General features: G+C 37.5%; 15 protein-coding genes. 13 read left to right on the top strand and 2 right to left on the bottom strand.

Going from position 1 to position 20,128, the window contains the following annotated elements; all coding sequences use genetic code 11:
* Positions 1 to 92: 92 nt before the first annotated feature.
* On the top strand, positions 93 to 1,010 hold the full coding sequence (locus LC115_01575) for a hypothetical protein (GenBank protein MCZ2355371.1): 918 nt from the start codon (positions 93 to 95) through the stop codon (positions 1,008 to 1,010).
* Between the two features lie 77 nt (positions 1,011 to 1,087).
* On the opposite strand, the gene LC115_01570 is transcribed toward LC115_01575, so the two are convergent.
* Positions 1,088 to 1,663, bottom strand: coding sequence for a hypothetical protein (locus LC115_01570; GenBank protein MCZ2355370.1), 576 nt, complete (start codon positions 1,661 to 1,663; stop codon positions 1,088 to 1,090).
* An 86-nt stretch (positions 1,664 to 1,749) separates the two neighbouring features.
* Between LC115_01570 and LC115_01565 the strand changes: the two genes are divergently transcribed.
* The 3 genes from LC115_01565 (at position 1,750) to galK (ending at position 4,895) form a co-directional block, all read left to right on the top strand.
* Positions 1,750 to 3,447 carry a glycosyltransferase family 39 protein gene (locus LC115_01565; GenBank protein MCZ2355369.1) on the top strand — a complete coding sequence of 566 codons (1,698 nt, stop codon included), beginning with the start codon at positions 1,750 to 1,752 and terminating at the stop codon, positions 3,445 to 3,447.
* Between the two features lie 131 nt (positions 3,448 to 3,578).
* On the top strand, positions 3,579 to 3,809 hold the full coding sequence (locus LC115_01560) for a NifU family protein (protein MCZ2355368.1): 231 nt from the start codon (positions 3,579 to 3,581) through the stop codon (positions 3,807 to 3,809).
* A gap of 6 nt (positions 3,810 to 3,815) precedes the next feature.
* The gene (gene galK / locus LC115_01555; GenBank protein MCZ2355367.1) at positions 3,816 to 4,895 is read left to right on the top strand and encodes a galactokinase; all 1,080 of its coding nucleotides are present in this window, start codon (positions 3,816 to 3,818) and stop codon (positions 4,893 to 4,895) included.
* An 86-nt stretch (positions 4,896 to 4,981) separates the two neighbouring features.
* Here the strand turns inward: galK and LC115_01550 are convergent, their stop codons facing one another.
* Entirely contained in the window at positions 4,982 to 5,548 is a 567-nt protein-coding gene (locus LC115_01550) for a PspC domain-containing protein (GenBank protein MCZ2355366.1), read from the bottom strand.
* Between the two features lie 331 nt (positions 5,549 to 5,879).
* Between LC115_01550 and LC115_01545 the strand changes: the two genes are divergently transcribed.
* From LC115_01545 to lpdA, 9 genes are all read left to right on the top strand, one after another.
* The gene (locus LC115_01545; GenBank protein ID MCZ2355365.1) at positions 5,880 to 6,233 is read left to right on the top strand and encodes a hypothetical protein; all 354 of its coding nucleotides are present in this window, start codon (positions 5,880 to 5,882) and stop codon (positions 6,231 to 6,233) included.
* 132 nt (positions 6,234 to 6,365) lie between these two features.
* On the top strand, positions 6,366 to 9,290 hold the full coding sequence (locus LC115_01540; GenBank protein ID MCZ2355364.1) for an N-6 DNA methylase: 2,925 nt from the start codon (positions 6,366 to 6,368) through the stop codon (positions 9,288 to 9,290).
* Positions 9,291 to 9,369: 79 nt separating this feature from the next.
* Positions 9,370 to 10,254, top strand: coding sequence for a DUF488 domain-containing protein (locus tag LC115_01535; protein MCZ2355363.1), 885 nt, complete (start codon positions 9,370 to 9,372; stop codon positions 10,252 to 10,254).
* A 2-nt stretch (positions 10,255 to 10,256) separates the two neighbouring features.
* On the top strand, positions 10,257 to 11,078 hold the full coding sequence (locus LC115_01530; protein ID MCZ2355362.1) for a hypothetical protein: 822 nt from the start codon (positions 10,257 to 10,259) through the stop codon (positions 11,076 to 11,078).
* Positions 11,079 to 11,343: 265 nt separating this feature from the next.
* On the top strand, positions 11,344 to 16,239 hold the full coding sequence (locus LC115_01525) for a C25 family cysteine peptidase (protein ID MCZ2355361.1): 4,896 nt from the start codon (positions 11,344 to 11,346) through the stop codon (positions 16,237 to 16,239).
* A gap of 7 nt (positions 16,240 to 16,246) precedes the next feature.
* Positions 16,247 to 16,666, top strand: coding sequence for a GNAT family N-acetyltransferase (locus LC115_01520; protein MCZ2355360.1), 420 nt, complete (start codon positions 16,247 to 16,249; stop codon positions 16,664 to 16,666).
* Positions 16,663 to 17,262, top strand: coding sequence for a rhomboid family intramembrane serine protease (locus LC115_01515; GenBank protein ID MCZ2355359.1), 600 nt, complete (start codon positions 16,663 to 16,665; stop codon positions 17,260 to 17,262). Before LC115_01520 ends, LC115_01515 begins: the two co-directional genes overlap by 4 nt.
* Positions 17,259 to 18,143, top strand: a complete 885-nt coding sequence (locus LC115_01510) for a hypothetical protein (GenBank protein ID MCZ2355358.1) — start codon at positions 17,259 to 17,261, stop codon at positions 18,141 to 18,143. The genes LC115_01515 and LC115_01510 overlap by 4 nt, the downstream gene beginning before the upstream one ends.
* Positions 18,144 to 18,611: 468 nt before the next feature.
* Positions 18,612 to 20,015 (top strand): dihydrolipoyl dehydrogenase, encoded by a 1,404-nt coding sequence (gene lpdA / locus LC115_01505; GenBank protein MCZ2355357.1) that lies wholly within the window; start codon positions 18,612 to 18,614, stop codon positions 20,013 to 20,015.
* Positions 20,016 to 20,128: the final 113 nt, after the last annotated feature.

The following is a 20,128-nucleotide window of genomic DNA, read 5'->3' as shown; positions in this document are numbered from 1 at the left end:
TTGACTTTTTAGAATATTTCAGAAAATTAAGAAAAATAGGCTTGACTTTTTCAAAAAATATGTACCTTTGCGCACTTTTTATTTAAACCAAAATGAAAAACATCCAATTATTCCTAACCGGAATCGCATTGTTTGCTACTGTATTAACAGGTTGCAAAAAAGATGATGAAGTAAAATTAGAAGACCCCACCATTACCCTTGACGGAGCCGGGGTCAGTGCAGACGTTACCAAAGCACCGGGAGAAGTTATCAATTTTAAAATCTTAGTAAACAAAGGAAAAGATGGTAAAAATATTGATAAATTCGTTTCTAAGTCAACTTCCTCACTTACCGGAACTCCTTATTCGAACACACATGACAAAATCAACAGTGCATCTTTTTCCTTAGATACCACCGTTACTTTACCTGCAGCAGAGCAAACGATAAGCTATGAATTTACCGCAACAGCTACTGATGGAAAAGTTGCTACCCGCAAAATCACCGTTACAGTAAAAGCTACCGCAGGCCCTACTGCTCCTAAACTATTCTCAGCCGTAACTTTTAGCAATGGTAGTGGATTCTTAGCTTCAAATACAGCATCAGCAACCGCAGGTACTGATTCTTCCATAGCCAAAGGAAATGCAAGTAGTGTTGATATAACCTATTTCTACTCAAGTAGCACTTCTTTCCATAGCTTTATATCTCCTTTAACTCGTAAAGGTTCTGCTTATCAGGGATCTGCAGCTTACCAAAGCTGGGGTGCTGTACAAACCATTTGGAAAACAACAACCTTAAGCACAACTGATTTTGACGCTGTTGATGACCAAACTGCCTTAGCTGGCCTTTACAACAATGGAACTTTATCCACCTATTCAGGAAACGGAGACGGTGAGCGTATTGGTGGAAGCGACTTTGCCGTAGGAAAAGTATTCGCTTTCAAAAATACTACTTCCGGTAAATACGGAATCGTAAAAATCACCAGTGCAACTACCGGTGGTGGCGCAACCGTAGCAATTAAAGTAGAAAATTAATTATTTGCTAACGTAAATCAAAAAGGTCGTCTGAATTAACAGACGACCTTTTTGATTTAGTAGGAAAAATAGTTCTCTTATTCACTACTTTTCCATCGGGGGCTAAATCCTTCCAACAACTTTTGAGCATTATCCCGCAGAGCCTGAACGGGATCACTTTCTGCAATTTGCTCTAATACTGGCTGAAACTCTCGCCAACCAACGTATCCGATGCCAATAATAGCAGCATTTCTGACCTGAATATCGGTTGATTTTAAGGCATCTAAAAACCGATTAAAATAATACTCATAAAAAGTATCCGGAGCAGTAATAGCCGCATAGTGCAATGCTTGAACCTTGCTTTCAATGCTTTCTGCTTTCTCCAAGAAAAAAACGATTTCATGTTCCAGATAAACAGGGATTACAGATTCAGCCTCTTGCAACACAGATTCATCTTGGTCTCCCCTAACTAAGAGATATGCAAGTTGTAAAAAATCATCTTCAATATAATGAATAGCAGTATCCTGAGCCGGATTTAGGTAGATAATTTCATACGGATTTGATTCCGTTTCAGGAAATAATGCAAAAAGTATCCATTGCTGTTGGTTCGCTTTCTCATTTAAAGATTTACGCGAAATGGTGTCTTTGACAACCCGCCTATATTTAATGTTCATTCGTTAATATCGTATTTCAGAGCCAAAAATACAACTTATCTTACTTATATTAGCAAATATTCCGTTTGCTGTTATACCTTTGTGGTGTGAATACGAGTAACCAAGCCCGTTTTAGCAACCGGTCCCGTTTTACAGATTGGCTTTTCCTATTTGTTCTATGCGGAATATCTTTTCTGTTAGGGCTCGGGCGAAACCAACTCTTTGATTGGGACGAAATCAATTTTGCGGAATCTGCACGCGAGATGTTGGTTTCCGGTAACTATTTTCAGGTTCAAATTGATTTTAAGCCTTTTTGGGAGAAACCCCCATTATTTTTCTGGCTACAAGCCGGCTGTATGCATCTTTTTGGAGTTAATGAAATGGCGGCAAGACTACCAAACGCTATTATCGGAATTATCGTGATTTTATCTTTATATAGATTTGGTTCTCAATTAGTTAATGTTCAATTTGGCCGTTTGGTTGCAGGCTTTTACGTTGCCAGTTTATTGCCACATCTGTATTTTAAAAGCGGAATTATAGACCCGGTTTTTAACTTCTTTATATTTTTAGGAATCATCAACTTAGTTCGTTTTGAGCAAGTTTTTAGTAAAAGAGAGGCATCTTCTAAATATATTCGTTGGACAGCTCCGTTGTATGCCGGCTTTTGGCTTGGATTGGCTACGCTAACCAAAGGTCCAGTAGCTCTACTCATAGTTGGCTTAACGTACTTTGGCTATGCCTGTTGGTTTTTTCAGGTTCGTTCTTTTTTGACAGGAGTCATACGAATGCTTATTTCCTACACTGTAGTTGTGGGAAGTTGGTTCGGTGTTGAAACATACGTCCACGGTACTTGGTTTGTAGAAAAATTTCTTCATTACCAAATTGAATTATTTACCCAACCGGTTGCCGGGCACGAGCAGCCTTTTTATTACCATTTTATAGTATTTTTGATTGGTTGTTTTCCCATGTCATTATTTGCTTTTCGCGGTATGTTTCCGGAGAGGCTTAATCTTGAAACCCGTATTTTAAAAACCATCATGTTTTTGTGGTTTTGGGTTGTGATGATTATTTTTTCTATCTCTCAAACCAAGATAGTTCATTATTCTTCAATGACTTATTACCCCGGTGCATTTTTGGCAGCTTTCTATGTAGCTAAATTAATGTATGAAAATAAGCATCCTGCATGGGAAGTTTTTTTGGGCTACATTGTTCTGATCTTGGGCGTTAGTGCAGCATTAATAACCGTTCCGTATTTAGGGATGCACCCTGAACTTATCCTTTCTCGTATTCATGATAAGTTTATTTCTGCTGCGTTATCTTTGCCGTTATCATGGAGCTACTGGGATATGCTTGCCGGAATCTCCTTTGTAATAATCGGAACTATTGCTCTCTATTTCATAATTTCTAAACAATATGAAAAATTTGTGTACGCTTTTATGATTAATACCGCTATATCCTTAAATTTAGTGAATGAATATATTGTTCCTAAAATAGCACAATACACACAAGGGCCTGCTATACAGTTTTTTAGAGAACAAGATTCAAGGTCTGAACTTGCTATTCCTGTTGGTTACAAGAGCTATGCGCACTATTTTTACGGGAAAACTACCCCCGAAAAATCAAAACTTCAAGATAACCCTGACTTTATTTTATCCGAACAATTTCAAAACCCCGTTTATGTTTCTGCAAAAGTTAATGACCGTGAGGAAGTTATGACTCGTTTTTCTAATTTAAAACTTTGGTATTCATCCGGAGGCTATGATTTTTATGTTAAACCATCATTGGCGAAAAATAAAGGCAGTTAAAATCACCCAAAAAAACCTTCTTATTGTAATTTTTTCCATAGTTTTAAGTTATTCAGATAAGCAGTAAGCACTTTGGGAACTTAGTTGAAGTTTGTAGCGTTTTGATTCATAAGATTTTTCAATAAATTAGAATGGTAAATTTAATTCAACGTGTTGAGCAGGCGTTAGATACTGTGCGCCCACATTTACAGTCTGACGGAGGGGACGTTCGTCTGCACCAAATTACGTCAGACTTAACCGTAGAATTAGAGTTACTTGGCTCGTGCGGTTCTTGCTCCATGAGCCACATGACCATGAAAGCCGGCGTAGAAGAAATAATCAAAAAATTAGTTCCCGAAGTAAAAAAAGTTGTAACTATTTGATAATGTATGCTTACCGTATTTGCACCGGGACGCATTAATTTGATTGGAGAACATACTGATTACAATCAGGGATACTGCATTCCGCTAACTCTCTGGTTAGGAATTACGGTATCTGCGCACTTCATAGAGGAACAACAAATAGAATTATCCTCTGATTATGAACGTACGAATGAGCCTTGCTTTCACCGATTTTTATATTCAGAAAACTGGGTTAAACAAAATCATTGGACAGATTATTGTATCGGTGTAATAGCTGAATTACGTAAGTATATTTCGATTTCAGTTGGAATTTCACTCCATTTTAGCTCTACGTTACCGGCCGGAAGTGGCCTTTCTTCATCCGCAGCCTTAGAAATCTGTACAGCACGCGCAGTAATTCAACTTTTAGACCAAAATCTAACTTCTATTGAAATTGCAAAATTATGCCAAAAAGCTGAAAATGAATTTGTGGGAGTAAACTGCGGCATCTTAGATCAATTAGCAATTGCTGACGGAATGAGTGGATACTGTACCTTTATTGATACCCAAAATCTTTCTACACAAAAAACGCTTTTCGATATTCCAAAAGGTTTTTTAACTATCATTAACTCACAGATAACCAGAGAACTAACTAATTCTGCCTATAATATTCGTAGAAAAGAATGTGAACAAGCCGTTGCTGCTATCCAAAAATATGGCTTCCAAATTCAATCTTTAAGAGATGCTAACGAGAAGATGATAAGTTGCATAAAAGAACCTGTTTTGTATGCAAGAGCCAAGCATGTAGTTTCTGAAAATTCGCGAGTACTTAGTGCTTGGGCTGCTATTCAGCAAAAAGACTGGAATCAGTTGGGAAAAATCTGGGTAGAATCGCATTTATCATTGCAAAATGACTATGAAGTAAGTTGCGAAGCCTTAGATTTTTGGGTTAATACAGTTTTAAAATTACCCGGAAGTTTGGGTGCCCGAATGACCGGAGCCGGCTTTGGAGGCTGTATCATCGCCCTAATAGACCCCAAGATACTCAACTCAAACTGGAATTTAATAGCCGCTGAATATTATGAGAAATTTGGAATAGAGCCTACCCGAATCACAACAAACGCCTAAGATAACTCGTTTCCCCCAAAAGATTCCCTACTAACGATAATTTGAGTTTGTGAGTCAATTTTAGTTAGTATCCAAGATATTTACAATTACCTACTTAGATAATTTTCCTTTTTCTGTTGTGTGATTCCCAAGATAAAGTATGATATAAAAATTCCGCCCCCTAAAAAAGGAATAAATAACAATATAACAAGTAGCAATCGCACTATTGATGGGTTGATGCCTAATTTTTCGGCAATATTCGCCGCAACACCCATAATGACTTTCGGCCGATATGGTTTTTTATATTCCACAGAAGTTTGGTTGGCTCGTGCATAAACTTTCCGCCAAGCAAATTCCAACTCCTCGTATAAAGGTACCAAAGGGTTACTCTTAATTCGTTTTATGGTATAAATAGTTGCCGAAAACAAAGCTATCCATATTATTACGCTAAAATCCGAGTAGGTGTTACTAATACCCAAAAACTGTAAAATCATTAAGAAAGCAGCAACAGCAAAAATCAGCCCAAAAGCAGTAAAAGAGCGTAACTCTTTACTTTGCTCCTTTTTCTGTATCTCTTGAACCTCATTCAGTCTGGTAGTAAAGTCTTTACTTTGATCTAAAAAAACATTTTCTTCCTGAAATGGATTAAAATATTCTTGAAAAATCTGCTTCATCTTTTAGTATTCGTTTTCTGGATATTTATACGCGAAGATAGTAGTATTTTGTTTCAGCTAAGCCAAAATTATATCGCTTTTAGTTTGTAGTTCAAAAAGCAAAAAAAGTGTTATATCTTTGAACACAAAGGCAATACTAAAAGAAAAAGAAAATACCAAACAAATAGACAAGAAAAAAGCAAAAGACAGATGAAAAATCCCGCCCATCACCAGTTTTTCACCCGTTAGTCAGAACCCTACCGAACGACTGTGCTGAAAAAAATTGGATAAAAAAACTAATTTTTTTCTAACTTTAAGGACAAATATCTATTAACCCTAAAATAAAAAACTAATGGCTAAGAAAAAAGAAGAGAATAGTGCAGCTAAAGTATTTTTAATCCTTTTTATTGCACTCTGTGTGATTGTTTCAATAATAGCTTTCTCACCAGGTATTGTGATAGCTTCACTCATTGACCAAGTTAAACCCCTGACAATCGGCTCACTTTGGGGAACAACGCTGATAACAACTCTTGTAATACTTATAGCTCTCTACTTCACCAACAATAACGCTTGGAAAACTCGTTACCTTTATATCTCTATTGCCGTTTTCATTATCGGAGTTATCTACACACTTTTTGACAACACAAACATTATCTATGCGACAGTTAAAAAAATGTATCCGTTTATTGAGAGTATGACTAAATAGTTTAACAAGCTGAACCTACAAAAAGAACTACTGTCGCTTGAATATCGGCTTAACGAAAGCGAATAACAGTGCTGAATTGAAAACGCACACTAAAACGACCCAAAATATTCACTTACTGTAAATAGAAAGTAAATGCAAAAACAAATAGCATTTGAAAAAATAAAATCATTAGTTCAACGCTTTGACGAACAAAAAGAATTTTACAAAAAAGCAGATTACAACGAAACGCAAACAAGACGCGATTTTATTGACCCGTTTTGGAAAGCTCTCGGTTGGGATATTGACAACGAAAACGGTTATGCAGAAAGCTACCGTGAGGTAATTCACGAAGACCGTGTAAAAGTGGGCGGTGCAACAAAAGCTCCCGATTATTCATTTAGACTTGTTGGCGGAAAACGACTTTTCTTTCTCGAAGCCAAAAAACCAAGCGTTTTTATCAAAGACGATATTCAGCCGGCTTATCAAGTAAGGCGTTACGGTTGGAGTGCGAAAATGCCCATTTCCGTAATTACCGATTTTGAAGAATTTGCAATTTACGATTGCTCCAACAAACCCAAACCAACAGACAAAGCCAGCAACGGACGAATTAAGTATTTACAATATTCTGACTACCTAAACGACTTTAATTTTATTTGGGAAACTTTTTCAAAAGAATATGTTCTCAAAGGCAGTTTTGACAAATACATTACCAGCGACAAAAACAAAAAAGGAACAACCACAGTTGATAACGAATTTCTGCTATCATTAGACAAATGGCGTGTTGAATTGGCGATAAATATTGCACTTCGCAACAAAGATATTAACGAGGAAGAATTAAATTTTGTAGTGCAACATACCATAGACAGACTAATTTTTCTTCGTATTGCAGAAGATAGAAGTGCCGAACCTTACGGCGAATTGCAAACTGACATTAAAACCGGAACCTATTACCAAAATCTTTTATTCCGTTTTCATCAAGCAGACCAAAAATATAATTCAGGACTTTTTGATTTTAAGAAAGATAAAATCAGCGAGAAAATTACGATTGATAATAAAGTCATTAAAAACATTATTTCAGAACTTTACTACCCTATTTGCCCTTATGAATTTTCGGTATTATCGGTTGAAATTTTAGGAAGTGCTTACGAACAATTTTTAGGAAAACAAATCACACTTTCTAAAACGGGAAAAGCCGTAATAGAAGAAAAGCCCGAAGTGCGCAAAGCAGGTGGCGTTTATTACACTCCGCAATACATCGTGGATTACATCGTAAAAAACACCGTTGGAAAGCTGGTTGATGGTTCGGCAGGCTCACCACTCACACCCAAAGAAGTAAGCAAACTAAAAATATGCGACCCTGCCTGCGGTAGCGGCAGCTTTTTGATTGGCGCTTACCAGTTTTTATTGAATTGGCACAAAGATTATTACAATAAATTACGAATTAAAAATGATGAATTACGGATTAAAGGACGAAAAGATGATGTGCTAACACCAACAGGCGAATTGACCACAGCCGAAAAGAAACGCATTTTGTTGAACAACATTTACGGAGTTGATTTAGACAGCAACGCAGTGGAAGTAACAAAGTTAAGTTTGCTTTTGAAATGTATGGAGGGCGAAACCAAAGAAACAATTGAAGCACAAACAAAATTGTTTCACGACCGTATTTTACCAACGCTTGACAACAACATTAAAAGCGGAAACAGTTTAATTGACTTGGATTATTACGACAATGAATTGAACTTTGGAGAAGAACGAAAAGTAAAACCTTTCTCTTGGCAAAAAGCGTTTCCCGAAGTTTTTAACCCTTCGACAGGCTCAGGAGGTGGTTTTGATTGCGTAATTGGAAATCCACCTTATGTGAGTATTGAAAATTTAAGTGAAGAAAGCAAAGCCTATTTTTTCAAAAAATATAAAACTTGCAAAGGCCGTACAGATATTTATGTTGCATTTATTGAAAAAAATTTAGAGTATATAACAAAAAACGGTTTCATTTCATTTATTATTCCGTATGCTTTTACAAATCAAAATTACGGAACACTATTAAGGCAAAAATTAATTGATGATTATTTCATCAAAGAAATCGTAGATACCAGCAAATACTTTGTGTTTTCAAGTGCAGTAGTGAAAAATATTATTTTGACTATTCAGCATAAACCCTCAAAAGCAAAATCGCTAAATACAAGGATTATTAAAGTCAATTCTGAAGCTGATTTTATAGCAGAAAAATTTGATGTATTTGAAACAGAACAACAAATATTTCGAACATTAGAAGATAGTCGATTAGAAACAAAACCTGTTGGCTCATTAATTTCGCTGAAAGAAAAAATTTGGGAAAGCAGTATTCCACTTTCTAATATTTGTTTGATTGCTTACGGTGCAAGGTTAAACCACAAAACAAAAAACATTGGGAAAGAGCATTATATTTCTGATAAAAAAGAAAAAGGTTTCAAACCTTTTTTAGAAGGAAAAAACATTGAACGTTATAGTTTTTCTCAATACGGTTGGTTAAACTACACACCCAATGAACATTACAATTCTATGTTTCCTGAATTATTTGAAAATGAAAAAATAATGTTTATTAATGTTGTTAAAGACCGATTGAGATTTGCGTATGATAATAAAGGTTTTTACAACAGTCATACTATTATTAATTGTGTTCGCATTGATAAATTGATTAAAGCAGAACACATTTCAGCTCGTAAAGCAATAAAAGAAACTGACTTAAAATTATGTACAAAATACGATTACAAATTTTTACTCGGTATTTTAAATTCTAATTTGATTAATTGGTATTTCAGGAATTTCCTAAGTGAAGATTTACATTTTTATCCTAATGATGCTAAAAATTTGCCTATTAAATTGCTTGATAAGAACAACGATAAACAACAAACCGAAATCATTAAACTTGTTGAACAACTTCTCCAACTCAACCAAGACAAGCAAAACGTAACCTTGCCTAACCAAATTGAAATGATTGAAAACAGAATTGAACACGCAGAAGATAAAATCAACCAAATGGTTTACGAACTTTACGAATTGACAACAGACGAAATAAAACTAATAGAAAACCAATAAATAAGGTTTTGAACATTTGATTATTCATTCTTTCCCGTTTTTCGTAGGAAGAAAAAGCGTATTTTACGACCTTTGTGGGATGTTTTACAGAAGAAAAGTTATATTAGCCTTGTTGCAAATTTTTGAGGGAACGATTGATAAAATCAGCCTACAGAAGCTACTTTTCCTGTTTACCCAACGTCAAGCCAAAGCCGAATACGATTTTATCCCATACAAGTTTGGCTGTTATTCCTATTCTGCTAATGCCGATTTAACTGCTATGGTTAGCAAAGGAATACTAACCGACCTTGAAAAAGCATATAAGAGTAATGAAACAACAGACTATTTTAACACACTAAAAGCGGATGACAAAAAGTTGATGCTGTATGTGAAAGATCAATACGGAAAAATGAAAGCGAATGCTTTAATGAAGCATACTTATTTAAATTTTCCGTATTGGGCGATAAATAGCATAAAAGCACAGGAAATTTTAAATCCTGAACAGTTAAAAAAAGTAAATGATAGCCGTCCAAAAAGTGAAGCAACAATTTTATTTACAATCGGTTATGAGGGCATTTCGTTAGAAGAATACTTAAACAGGTTGCTTAAAAATGATGTGAAAATTTTGGTGGACGTTCGCAACAATCCGTTGAGTATGAAGTACGGTTTTAGCAAAAGCCAATTACAACGCTTTTGCAACAGTTTGGGGATTGAATATGTGCATTATCCCGAAGTAGGCATACAATCTGAGCAACGACAAGAACTAAACACACAAGCCGACTACGATAAATTGTTTGCTGTTTATCGCAAAAATAATTTAACACAAACAACATCTTCACAAGTGAAAATTTTGAACTTGCTGAAAGAAAAAAAACGCATTGCTTTGACTTGTTTTGAAGCAAACATTTGCCAATGCCATCGCAAACATTTAGCAGAAGCTATTGAGAACTTGCCTGACTTTGATTACGAAGTAAAACACATTTGAAAATGGCAAAGACAAAAGTTTTAATCACAGTCAAAACCTATCCAGCCATTTCAAGCAAATACGAAGAATTGGTTTGTACAGCAGGTTTCACAGAAAACGGAACTTGGATAAGAATTTATCCAATTCAGTTTCGTAAAAAGTCGTTTGAAGAACAATACAAAAAATACGATTGGATAGAACTTGATTTGGTAAAAAACGACAGCGATTTTAGACCAGAAAGTTATCGTCCATATTCGCACGACAGCGAAATTAAAATTCTCAATCATCTTGAAACGACGCATAATTGGGCGGAAAGAAAGAAATTTGTTTTAGGGAAAATCTATTACAACCTAAAAGAATTGATTGCAGAAGCACAAAACAAAAACATTTGTACTTCGTTGGCAGTTTTTAAACCTACAAAAATTTTAAACTTTACGATTGAAGAGGTTGAACGTCAATGGGACAAGAACAAATTAGCCAAACTCGAAGCCGAACGATTACAGGGAAATTTGTTCCAACAACCCGAAAATCCGTTTGACGTTGTGCAGAAATTGCCTTATAAATTTTCTTACATTTTTGAAGATAATCAAGGCAAACAAAGTAAACTAATGATTGAAGATTGGGAAATCGGAGGGCTTTACTGGAAATGCCTTGCCAAACACGAAGGCAACGAAGCAAAAGCCGTTGAAGATGTTAAGAAAAAATACTTTGACGACTTTGCAAAAACAAAAGACTTGCATTTGTTTTTAGGAACATCACAGCTTCATCATTTTACTGGAAAAAATCCGTTTATGATTATCGGGACTTTTCATCCGAAAATAGAAACACAACAATCATTGTTCTAACTAAACGCCTACACAGCACAGCCACCAACAAACGGTTTTGCAAGAGAGCGGGTGAAGTGCTTCGTATGAAACTTTTTGCTAAAGTTAAACTTCGGTTCTTCGATTGAGCGGTAGTGCTAAAAATTCTCTGCCTTTGGCAATATCCGGCACGCAATAGGTAAATATCGCTGCAAAAGTAAGAAATATCTACCTCTAACAGAAGTATAGTAGCATGAGGATAACAGAAAAGTTGTATTTTTACGTCCTACAAACTTGTTATTTACAAATGGCTCATTTACGGTCGTTTTTGGGATTTTTAGTATTATATCTAATTTCATTAAGCGGCATTTCTCAGACTTATAATATTGGGAATCAGTGGTATAATCCGGGATTAACCTACAAGAAATTACTTGTTTGGAAAGATGGGATATACAGAGTAACTGCTTCTGATGTTAATCTATCGGGGGTGAATCCGGTGCATCTACATCTGATTTATCGAGGTGTAGAAGTGCCTATTTTTGTGTCAAATTCAGGAAATGTAACGGAATTTGACGGAAGTGATTTTTTTGAGTTTTTTGGCCGAAAAAATAACGGATTTATAGACAGCTTATTATACCGTCATCCGCAAACGGGGCTTCAAGATGCAGGCCAGCAGCCCAATATTTATCATTCTATATTTACGGATACGAGTGCTTATTTTTTAACTTGGGATAACTTACCCGGCTTGCGTATGCAGAATTATCTCAATACTAACTATGCCTCACTGACAGTTCAGCCTTCATTTAAGCACCGCGCTTTATTGGAATACAATACTTCTTATTACCAAAGAGGTGGCGGGTCTATAATATCCGGTGGAGCAACCGACTATTATGGTAATTCTGATTATATCACCGGCGAGGGTTATACGGGGTATAATATTGGTCAATCGTTTGTTAGCACAGTGCCTACACCTTACATTGTGCCAAATTCGGCTTCTCCAACGATTCTTGCCCGCATATTTGGGCTCTCTGATACGCCACACAGCTTAACCATTAAGGCAGGAACAGCACAACAAACTTTTTCCTATAATAGAATTACAATCAATACGTTCTCGCTGTCTGCAAATGCTTCTGACATAACGCCTGCTACAAATGTAACCTTTACTTCCGGAGCCTCATCCACAACTACCGACAACAACTTGATATGTTGGGTACAAATAGAATATCAACGGCAGTTTAAGTTTAATAGCGACAAGGTGTTCAGCTTTTTATGGGATCAACTGAGCACAAATTCATACTTTATATTTGAAAATATTGGTCATAACGACCCAGATTCAGGGTTCGTTTATGACGTTACGAACGGAATTCGGGCAAAAGGAACTATTAATGGTTCGGATTTACATGTGATTGTTCCCAAAACAACCGGAACTTCCGCAGAATATTGGGTAACAGATGGCTCAAGTATCCAGAGTCCTCTTATTCAAGACCCTTCATTAGCAAATTTAGCAAACTCAGCAGGCGCAGAGTTTGTTATCATTACCCACAGAAGCCTAAAGCAATCTGCCGAATCCTATGCTACTTACCGAGATACCAACACCGTTAATCGGTTATCTACAAAAATAGTTTATGTAGATGAAATCTACGATGAGTTTGGCTATGGTTCAACAACCGCATTGGCTATCAAACGTTTTTGTTATGCAGCCGCTACCCGTTGGCAGACTAAACCAAAATTTTTCTTTTTATGGGGAAAAGGTCTTTTTTTTCAACGTGAATCGGGAGCAAACAACCTTGTTCCTACTTATGGTTTCCCTGCCAGCGACATCATGTATGTATGTAAGTTTAACCCGGACCAGAAAGACTATACCCCGATTATTCCAATTGGCCGTATGAATGTTCGGAATGACGAAGAGGGTCTATCTTTTCTAAATAAAATGATAGAATATGAACACGCACCTTTTGATATTTGGAAAAAACAAGGATTACACTTAGGCGGCGGTAAAGGAGACGGAGAGCAACAATCTATTCGGTCTTTTCTGGAAGGAAGATTTGAACCCATATTTGAATCTCAGCCTCTGGGAGGCAGCATCTTCTATAGCCAAAAGACATCAAATGTCGTTATCGGAAATGACTTAGACGTTCGGTCTTTGATAGACTCCGGAGTTGTGCAAATAACATTTTTTGGCCACTCTACCAGTAACATTTTTGACGTTCAGTTAGAACCCGTTCAGGTTTATAATAACCATAAAAAATACCCGGTTATTATTGCAAATGGCTGTTATTCAGGTGATTTTGCAAGTAGCATATATCGTTCTTTTGGGGAAGATTTTTTATTAACTCCTGCGAAGGGAGCTATTGCCTACATATCCTCTTCATCAACTGGATACATTGGCCCATTAGGGCAGCATACAGAAGAGTTTTACAAAGCTGCTTATAGAGATTCCATAGGTCGAGCTATCGGTACTCAGATGCAAGCAACTATTCATCAGTTTATAGGAACGCAACCTAATACTAATCAACTGTATTTGAACCATGCCATGCAGATTAATCTACAAGGAGATCCAGCTATGCGCATTGCTGTTCCCAAAATGCCTGATCTCGCTATTACTCCGGCAAGTATCTACTTTTCTCCGGATAATATCTCTACCCAAGTAGATTCATTTACGGTTAATGTAATCGTTCAGAATAAAGGCACAATTGTAGATGATACTTTTATGGTATCTATTCGGCAGCTAACCGGCAGCGGGTCGTGGGTTGATCATGGAAAGCACCCTTTTACGGCAACTCATTTTTGGGATACATTATCTATTCGGGTAAAAAATCCCGGAATGGAATCTGCCGGCATCAACCAATTTGACATATTTGTAGATGCTTTAGATACCATTCCAGAAAGCGATGAAACCAATAACCGGGTAATGGTTGAAAAAAGTGTTCCGGCAAATATCCCATACTGCTTATTCCCAATCGAATTTGCTGTTATAAACCGAGATACGGTTTCACTGGTTGCATCTACCTACGGAGTAACCCCAAATTTAGTAAACTATCTTTTTGAAATAGATACCGTTATTGAGTTTACCTCCCCTCGTTTGAGCCGTTCTCCCGTTGTGAGTGGTACAGCCATACAAGGAAGTTGGTTTGTTCCTTTTACGTTGATAGACAGCACAGTTTATTACTGGAGAGTTCGTTTAGCTGACGACCCACAGGCTCAATGGGCTTACTCATCATTTAAGTATATCAAAAACATCCCACATGACGGCTGGGCACAATCTAAACCCCCGCAGTTTTTTGAAAAAAATATCACCTCCGGTATCTTTATGGATAAAGACCAGCGCGAATGGGCTTTTGACCCCATCAAGTCTAATATCCAAATATCTATGAACCAAGCACCCGGCTTTAATAGCTATGACTATTACCTGAACGGTAGCTCTATGGTAAACACCCAAAATGCAGCGGGTATTAGTGCCGGAATCATATATCAGATTTTTGACAAAAATACCCTGAAACCTAAACTATATGACTTTAACATCTACAATTGTGAATTAGCCAGAATTCCGGAACAAATGAACGCATTTGTGAATATCTTGAACACTATGAATCAAGGAGACTATATTGTGATGTTGGGGGTCGGGAATCCACGTGTTCCACAGTATTCACAAGCACTATTTGCAGCCTTAAATGGTGTAGGAGTCTCAAACACCATCCGAAATGTTCCTGATAATGTATGGTTTGGCATTGTAGGGCAAAAAGGCGCACCTATGGGAGCAGCCGTTGAAGCCTATGATTTTAATCGCAATTACAAAATAGAACTGCGTTACACCATGTATTCTAACACCGCTACCGGAATTATTAAAAGCCCGCTTATTGGGCCGGGAATCGTTTGGGATGAGCTTATCTGGAACTGGGACGCTCAAGAACAAGGTGTAAGCGACCAAACCAAAGTGTCCGTTTGGGGAGTACAAAGAAACGGGCAGGAAGATAAACTCTTGGAAAATTTACCCAGAGGTAGCCACGATTTAAGTTTAATATCGCCTGCAATGTATCCACAACTACGCCTGCGTGCCGATGTATCCGACTCTCTCTACCGAACTGCCCCACAGCTAAAACACTGGCATATCTTGTATTCCGCTGTTCCCGAAGCCGTTTTAGATCCCAAAACTAACTTCCAATTCTATAGCACCACTGTTGAAGAAGGAGATAGTATGCATATTCAACTGACTGCCAGAAATATATCTAACCTACACATGGATAGCCTCTTAGTGCGTTATGTTGTGAGAAAAGCAGATAGAACAGAAGTTTTACTGGCAGAATATTTCATGGACTCCCTGCGTGCACAGAAAGAATATTCCTTTCGATATTCTTTCTCCTCTTCTGGGCTTGTAGGTGAAAATACCTTAATTGTTACTATCAACCCGGATAGGCAGCAGCCGGAGCAATATTTGTTTAATAATGTTTACTACCAAAAATTCCAAGTACTGCCGGATGTTATTAACCCTATTTTAGACGTAACATTTGACGGACGGCATATTACAGACGGAGATATTGTCTCCCCAATAGCCACAATTACAATGGATGTAAACGATGAAAACAAATATTTAGCTTTAACAGACACTACGGCCATAGAAGTATTTTTTAAATCCAAAGAAGACCCTACACCGGCAAAACGTGTGTTTTTTGGAGATGGAAGAATGGTATTCGTTCCGGCAACGATGCCCGAAAACCGTGCCCAAGTGATATTCAGACCAGGGCCACTCCCTAATGGCGATTATGTCTTAGAAGCACAAGGCTTTGATGTACGCAAAAATTTATCCGGCGAAAAACTCCGCTACCAAATATCCTTTAAAGTAATCAACGAAAGTACCATCACAAATATCTTTAACTATCCAAACCCATTTTCAACTTCAACTAAGTTTGTCTATACCCTTACAGGAAGCCTACTTCCAGAAGTCTTTAAAATTCAGATATTTACCATATCAGGGAAATATGTCAAAGAAATTGACCTAAAAAGTCTTGGAGAACTTCGTATTGGAAACACGATGACCAATTATTCATGGGACGGTACAGATGAATTTGGGGATAGATTGGCTAATGGCGTTTACCTCTATCGTACCTTAATTCGGATGCCTAACGAAGTCCAATTGAAAATGAATAATGATAAAACCAAAAAGTTTTTCGATAACGGTTGGGGGAAAATGGTAATTATACGTTGAGTTTAAGATGATTTTGCAGGCCGTTTCTTCCGAGCAGTTAGCCGAGTTATACCACATTCGGCGGGAAGTCTTTGTGGTAGAACAAGGTGTTCCGGAATCCTTAGAGTATGATGAATTTGAGGAGGTATGTAAACATTATGGTTTTTGGCTTGACGGCCATGCCGTAGCTTGTGCCCGTTGGCGGCTTACGAAACAAGGTTATGCCAAAATAGAACGCTGTGCCGTATTAATACCTTATCGCGGAAAGAAAATAGGCGCAGCTATCGTGCAGCACGTTATCAATGAAATTCCGGAGCAAAATATTATCTATTTACATGCACAAAGCAACGCACTGGGATTTTATTCCCGTTTGGGCTTTGAAGCAGTCGGAAGCGAATTCTATGAAGCTAAAATTCCGCATTTTAAGATGATATTTACCCGCAGATGAACTTTCTACCCATTCATGCGGCTCCAATAGCCAGTTTTATATTCTTAATAACCTTAGTTACAAGCCTTTATGCTTTGTATGTTGATAATAGAGTGTATCAGCAATTTATCCTGCATCCATATTATTTTTTTCGAAAAAAGAAATATTACACAATCATAACCAGCGGGTTAGTTCATGCAGGGTTATTACATCTTATTCTGAATATGATTACCTACTATTTTGCTGCCTTTCTGTTAGAAGCAGTATTTTTAGGGTCAGTTCGGTTTCTCTTGTTATATGTACTTGGGTTGATAATCAGCGATATACCATCTTTAATTCGGTATAGGAATCGCCCTGAATACCGCAGTTTGGGGGCATCTGGGGCTGTTAGTGCGGTGATATTCAGTTTTATCGCGTTAAATCCGTTTCAGAAAATTTATTTATACATATTTCCAGCTCCAGCGTGGTTGTTTGGGGTGCTTTATTTAATATATTCATTTTTTGCGGCCAAAAATGACCCGCGTCCTATTAACCATGATGCCCATCTTTGGGGAGCACTCACCGGCTTAATACTCACTTGGATTTGGTTTCCGAATGCACTATTTTCGCTTATATGAAAATAATATCTGATTATTTTGTTTATCTTTTGGTTCGGTTATTTGTAGGAACATTTGGGCGGCTTCCTTGGCCTGTGTTGCACAAAATATCTGATGTTTTGGCTTGGCTGTTCATTCATGTAATCCAGTACCGAAAATCCGTCATTTATGCTAATTTAGAGCGTTGCTTTCCTGAAAAAACAATTGCAGAGCGGGCAGACATTGCACGCCGGTTTTATATTCACTTTGCTGATTTATTGGTAGAAGTCCTGAAATCTAATTATTTAACTGCCGAAGAGGCGCAAGAACACTTAGGCCACCAAAATATTGATGCGGTAAATGCCCATTTAGATAGCGGAAAAAATGCTATCGGTATAATGGGGCACTTTGCTAATTGGGAATGGTTAGCACATGCCAGTAAATTGTTACACAAACAGTTTATTGCTATTTACAAGCCGCTTCGGAATCCGGCCATAGATAAATGGATGCGAAAAATTCGCAGCCAATCTAATTGCGCTTTGCTCCCTACCTATGAAACCAAAAAGTGGTTTGCAGATAACCCAGATAAGGCTTTTTTAGCCGGCTTTATTGCCGACCAATCTCCCGGAGACCCGAACAAAGCTGTATGGGTAAACTTTTTTGGGCAACCAACTGCCTTTTTGCCCGGCGGGGTATTGCTCGCAAAAGAATACAAAATGCTTATCTTCTATTGTCGCATCTGGAAAAAAAGCCGATCTAAATATCAATTTGAATTTGAAGTTATGACCAAAGATGCACAAGACTATACCACTGAAGAACTGATTCAACAATTTGCGCAACTCTTAGAAGCAGACATCCGAAAACAACCGGAATGCTGGCTTTGGTCCCACAAACGCTGGAAACTAACACCGCCAATAGCTTGATTATCAGCTATCTCCCAGAAAGTATAATAAAAACAAAATTATAAACTGTGTAGTTTCTGAGCTACAATCAGTATTCCCAAGAAAATCCAAAACATTAGCAAATAGATGAATACAATAAAAAGTCTCCTTTTTACTGGGCAGCGAGTTTTATTCTTGCGACAGTTCTGTATCACATTTTGTGGGTAATTATACCCCGATGCCTTGGCTTTGAATAGGGAATTAACGTTGGCTGGTTAGTCATTACGCTTTCCATCCCATATAACATAATTGGTTCCATAATTTGTTATTTTTTTGAATAAAAAATTGAATAAATTATTTAAATTGAAATAAAAATACTATTTAACAAACAAATTAGCAATAGATGGATACGGTTTGTTATGAACGAGAGTAAAGCCTCATAGGTTAAGTTTCTTTGGTGTGTTTGGATAAAAAAACGTAGTTTTGGGCACAAAATTTAGCCATAAAAAGATGAATTACGATGTAATTGTGGTAGGATCTGGGCCGGGCGGGTACGTATGTGCCATTCGTTGTGCGCAGTTAGGATTCAAAACAGCTATTGTAGAACGTTACGCGGCACTTGGAGGCACTTGCTTAAACGTAGGCTGCATCCCCTCAAAAGCATTATTAGACTCTTCCGAACATTATCATAATGCCAAAAACCACTTTGCTACGCACGGAATTGGATTAGATAACCTCCGGATAGATTTAACCCAAATGATTAAACGAAAAGATGACGTAGTGAAGCAAACGGTAGCCGGAATCCAATTTCTGATGAAGAAAAACAAAATAGATGTTTATAACGGACATGGAACTTTTGAAACTTCAAATACCTTATCTGTCCAAACTTCTGATGGGCAAAAGGTTATCCAAGCACCGCGCATTGTGATAGCTACCGGTTCTAAACCGGCTTCCATACCGGGGGTTACTATTGACAAAAAGAGAATCATAACCTCCACAGAAGCATTAAATTTAACGGAGATTCCCAAACATCTGTTGGTTATCGGCGGAGGAGTTATCGGCTTAGAAATGGGGTCTGTGTATGCACGTTTAGGAGCAAAAGTTACCGTTATAGAATATTTAGACGCAATTATTGCCGGGATGGACCGCGAATTGGGTAAAGAAACCAAAAAGGTATTAGAAAAACAACTTGGTTTTTCATTTTATCTGAGCCATGAAGTCAAGCAAGTGCAAAATAACGGTGATGCCGTAGTTTTACAAGCTGTTTCCAGAGAAACCGGCAATGCAATAGAACTTTCCGGCGATTATTGTATTGTTTCTACCGGAAGGAAGCCCTATACTGAGAATCTTGGCTTAGAAAAAATAGGCGTAAACTTAGACAAACGAGGTCGTGTAATTGTGGATGAGCATTTACAGACAAACGTTGCCGGAGTTTATGCCATTGGGGATGTGATTCCCGGAATGATGTTGGCACATAAAGCTTCGGAAGAAGGTGTTTTTGTAGCGGAACATTTTGCCGGCCAGCATCCGCATATAAACTATCGGAATATTCCAGCAGTGGTTTACACTTGGCCGGAGGTCTCCGGTGTAGGTTATACCGAAGAAGAACTTAAAGAGACAGGAACTCCCTATAAAAAAGGAAGTTTTCCTTTTCGGGCTTTGGGGCGTTCCCGCGCAAGTATGGATTTAGATGGTTTTGTGAAAATTTTGGCACATCAACATACTGATGAGTTGTTAGGTGTTCATATTATCGGGCCGCGCAGTGCAGATATTATTGCCGAAGCCGTTGTCGCATTAGAGTTCAGAGCCTCTGCCGAAGACCTCGCTATTTTCTCTCATGCGCATCCAACGTTTACAGAAGCCGTCAAAGAAGCCGCTTTAGCAGCAACCGGAAACAGACCAATACACCTATAATCAGTAAGAGTTATTTTATAAATAAAGAGCGCGTTGCATAACCTCTAAATTTTTAAAAAAGCCCAAATTTTCTCCCGTTCAAAATAAATTTTGATTTTTTGGGGAGTTTTTTT

The organism is Bacteroidia bacterium (assembly GCA_026932145.1).
Lineage (GTDB): Bacteria > Bacteroidota > Bacteroidia > J057 > JAIXKT01 > JAIXKT01.
The sequence above is the reverse complement of the archived record's forward strand: the minus strand, read 5'-3'. Positions and strand labels throughout refer to the sequence as shown.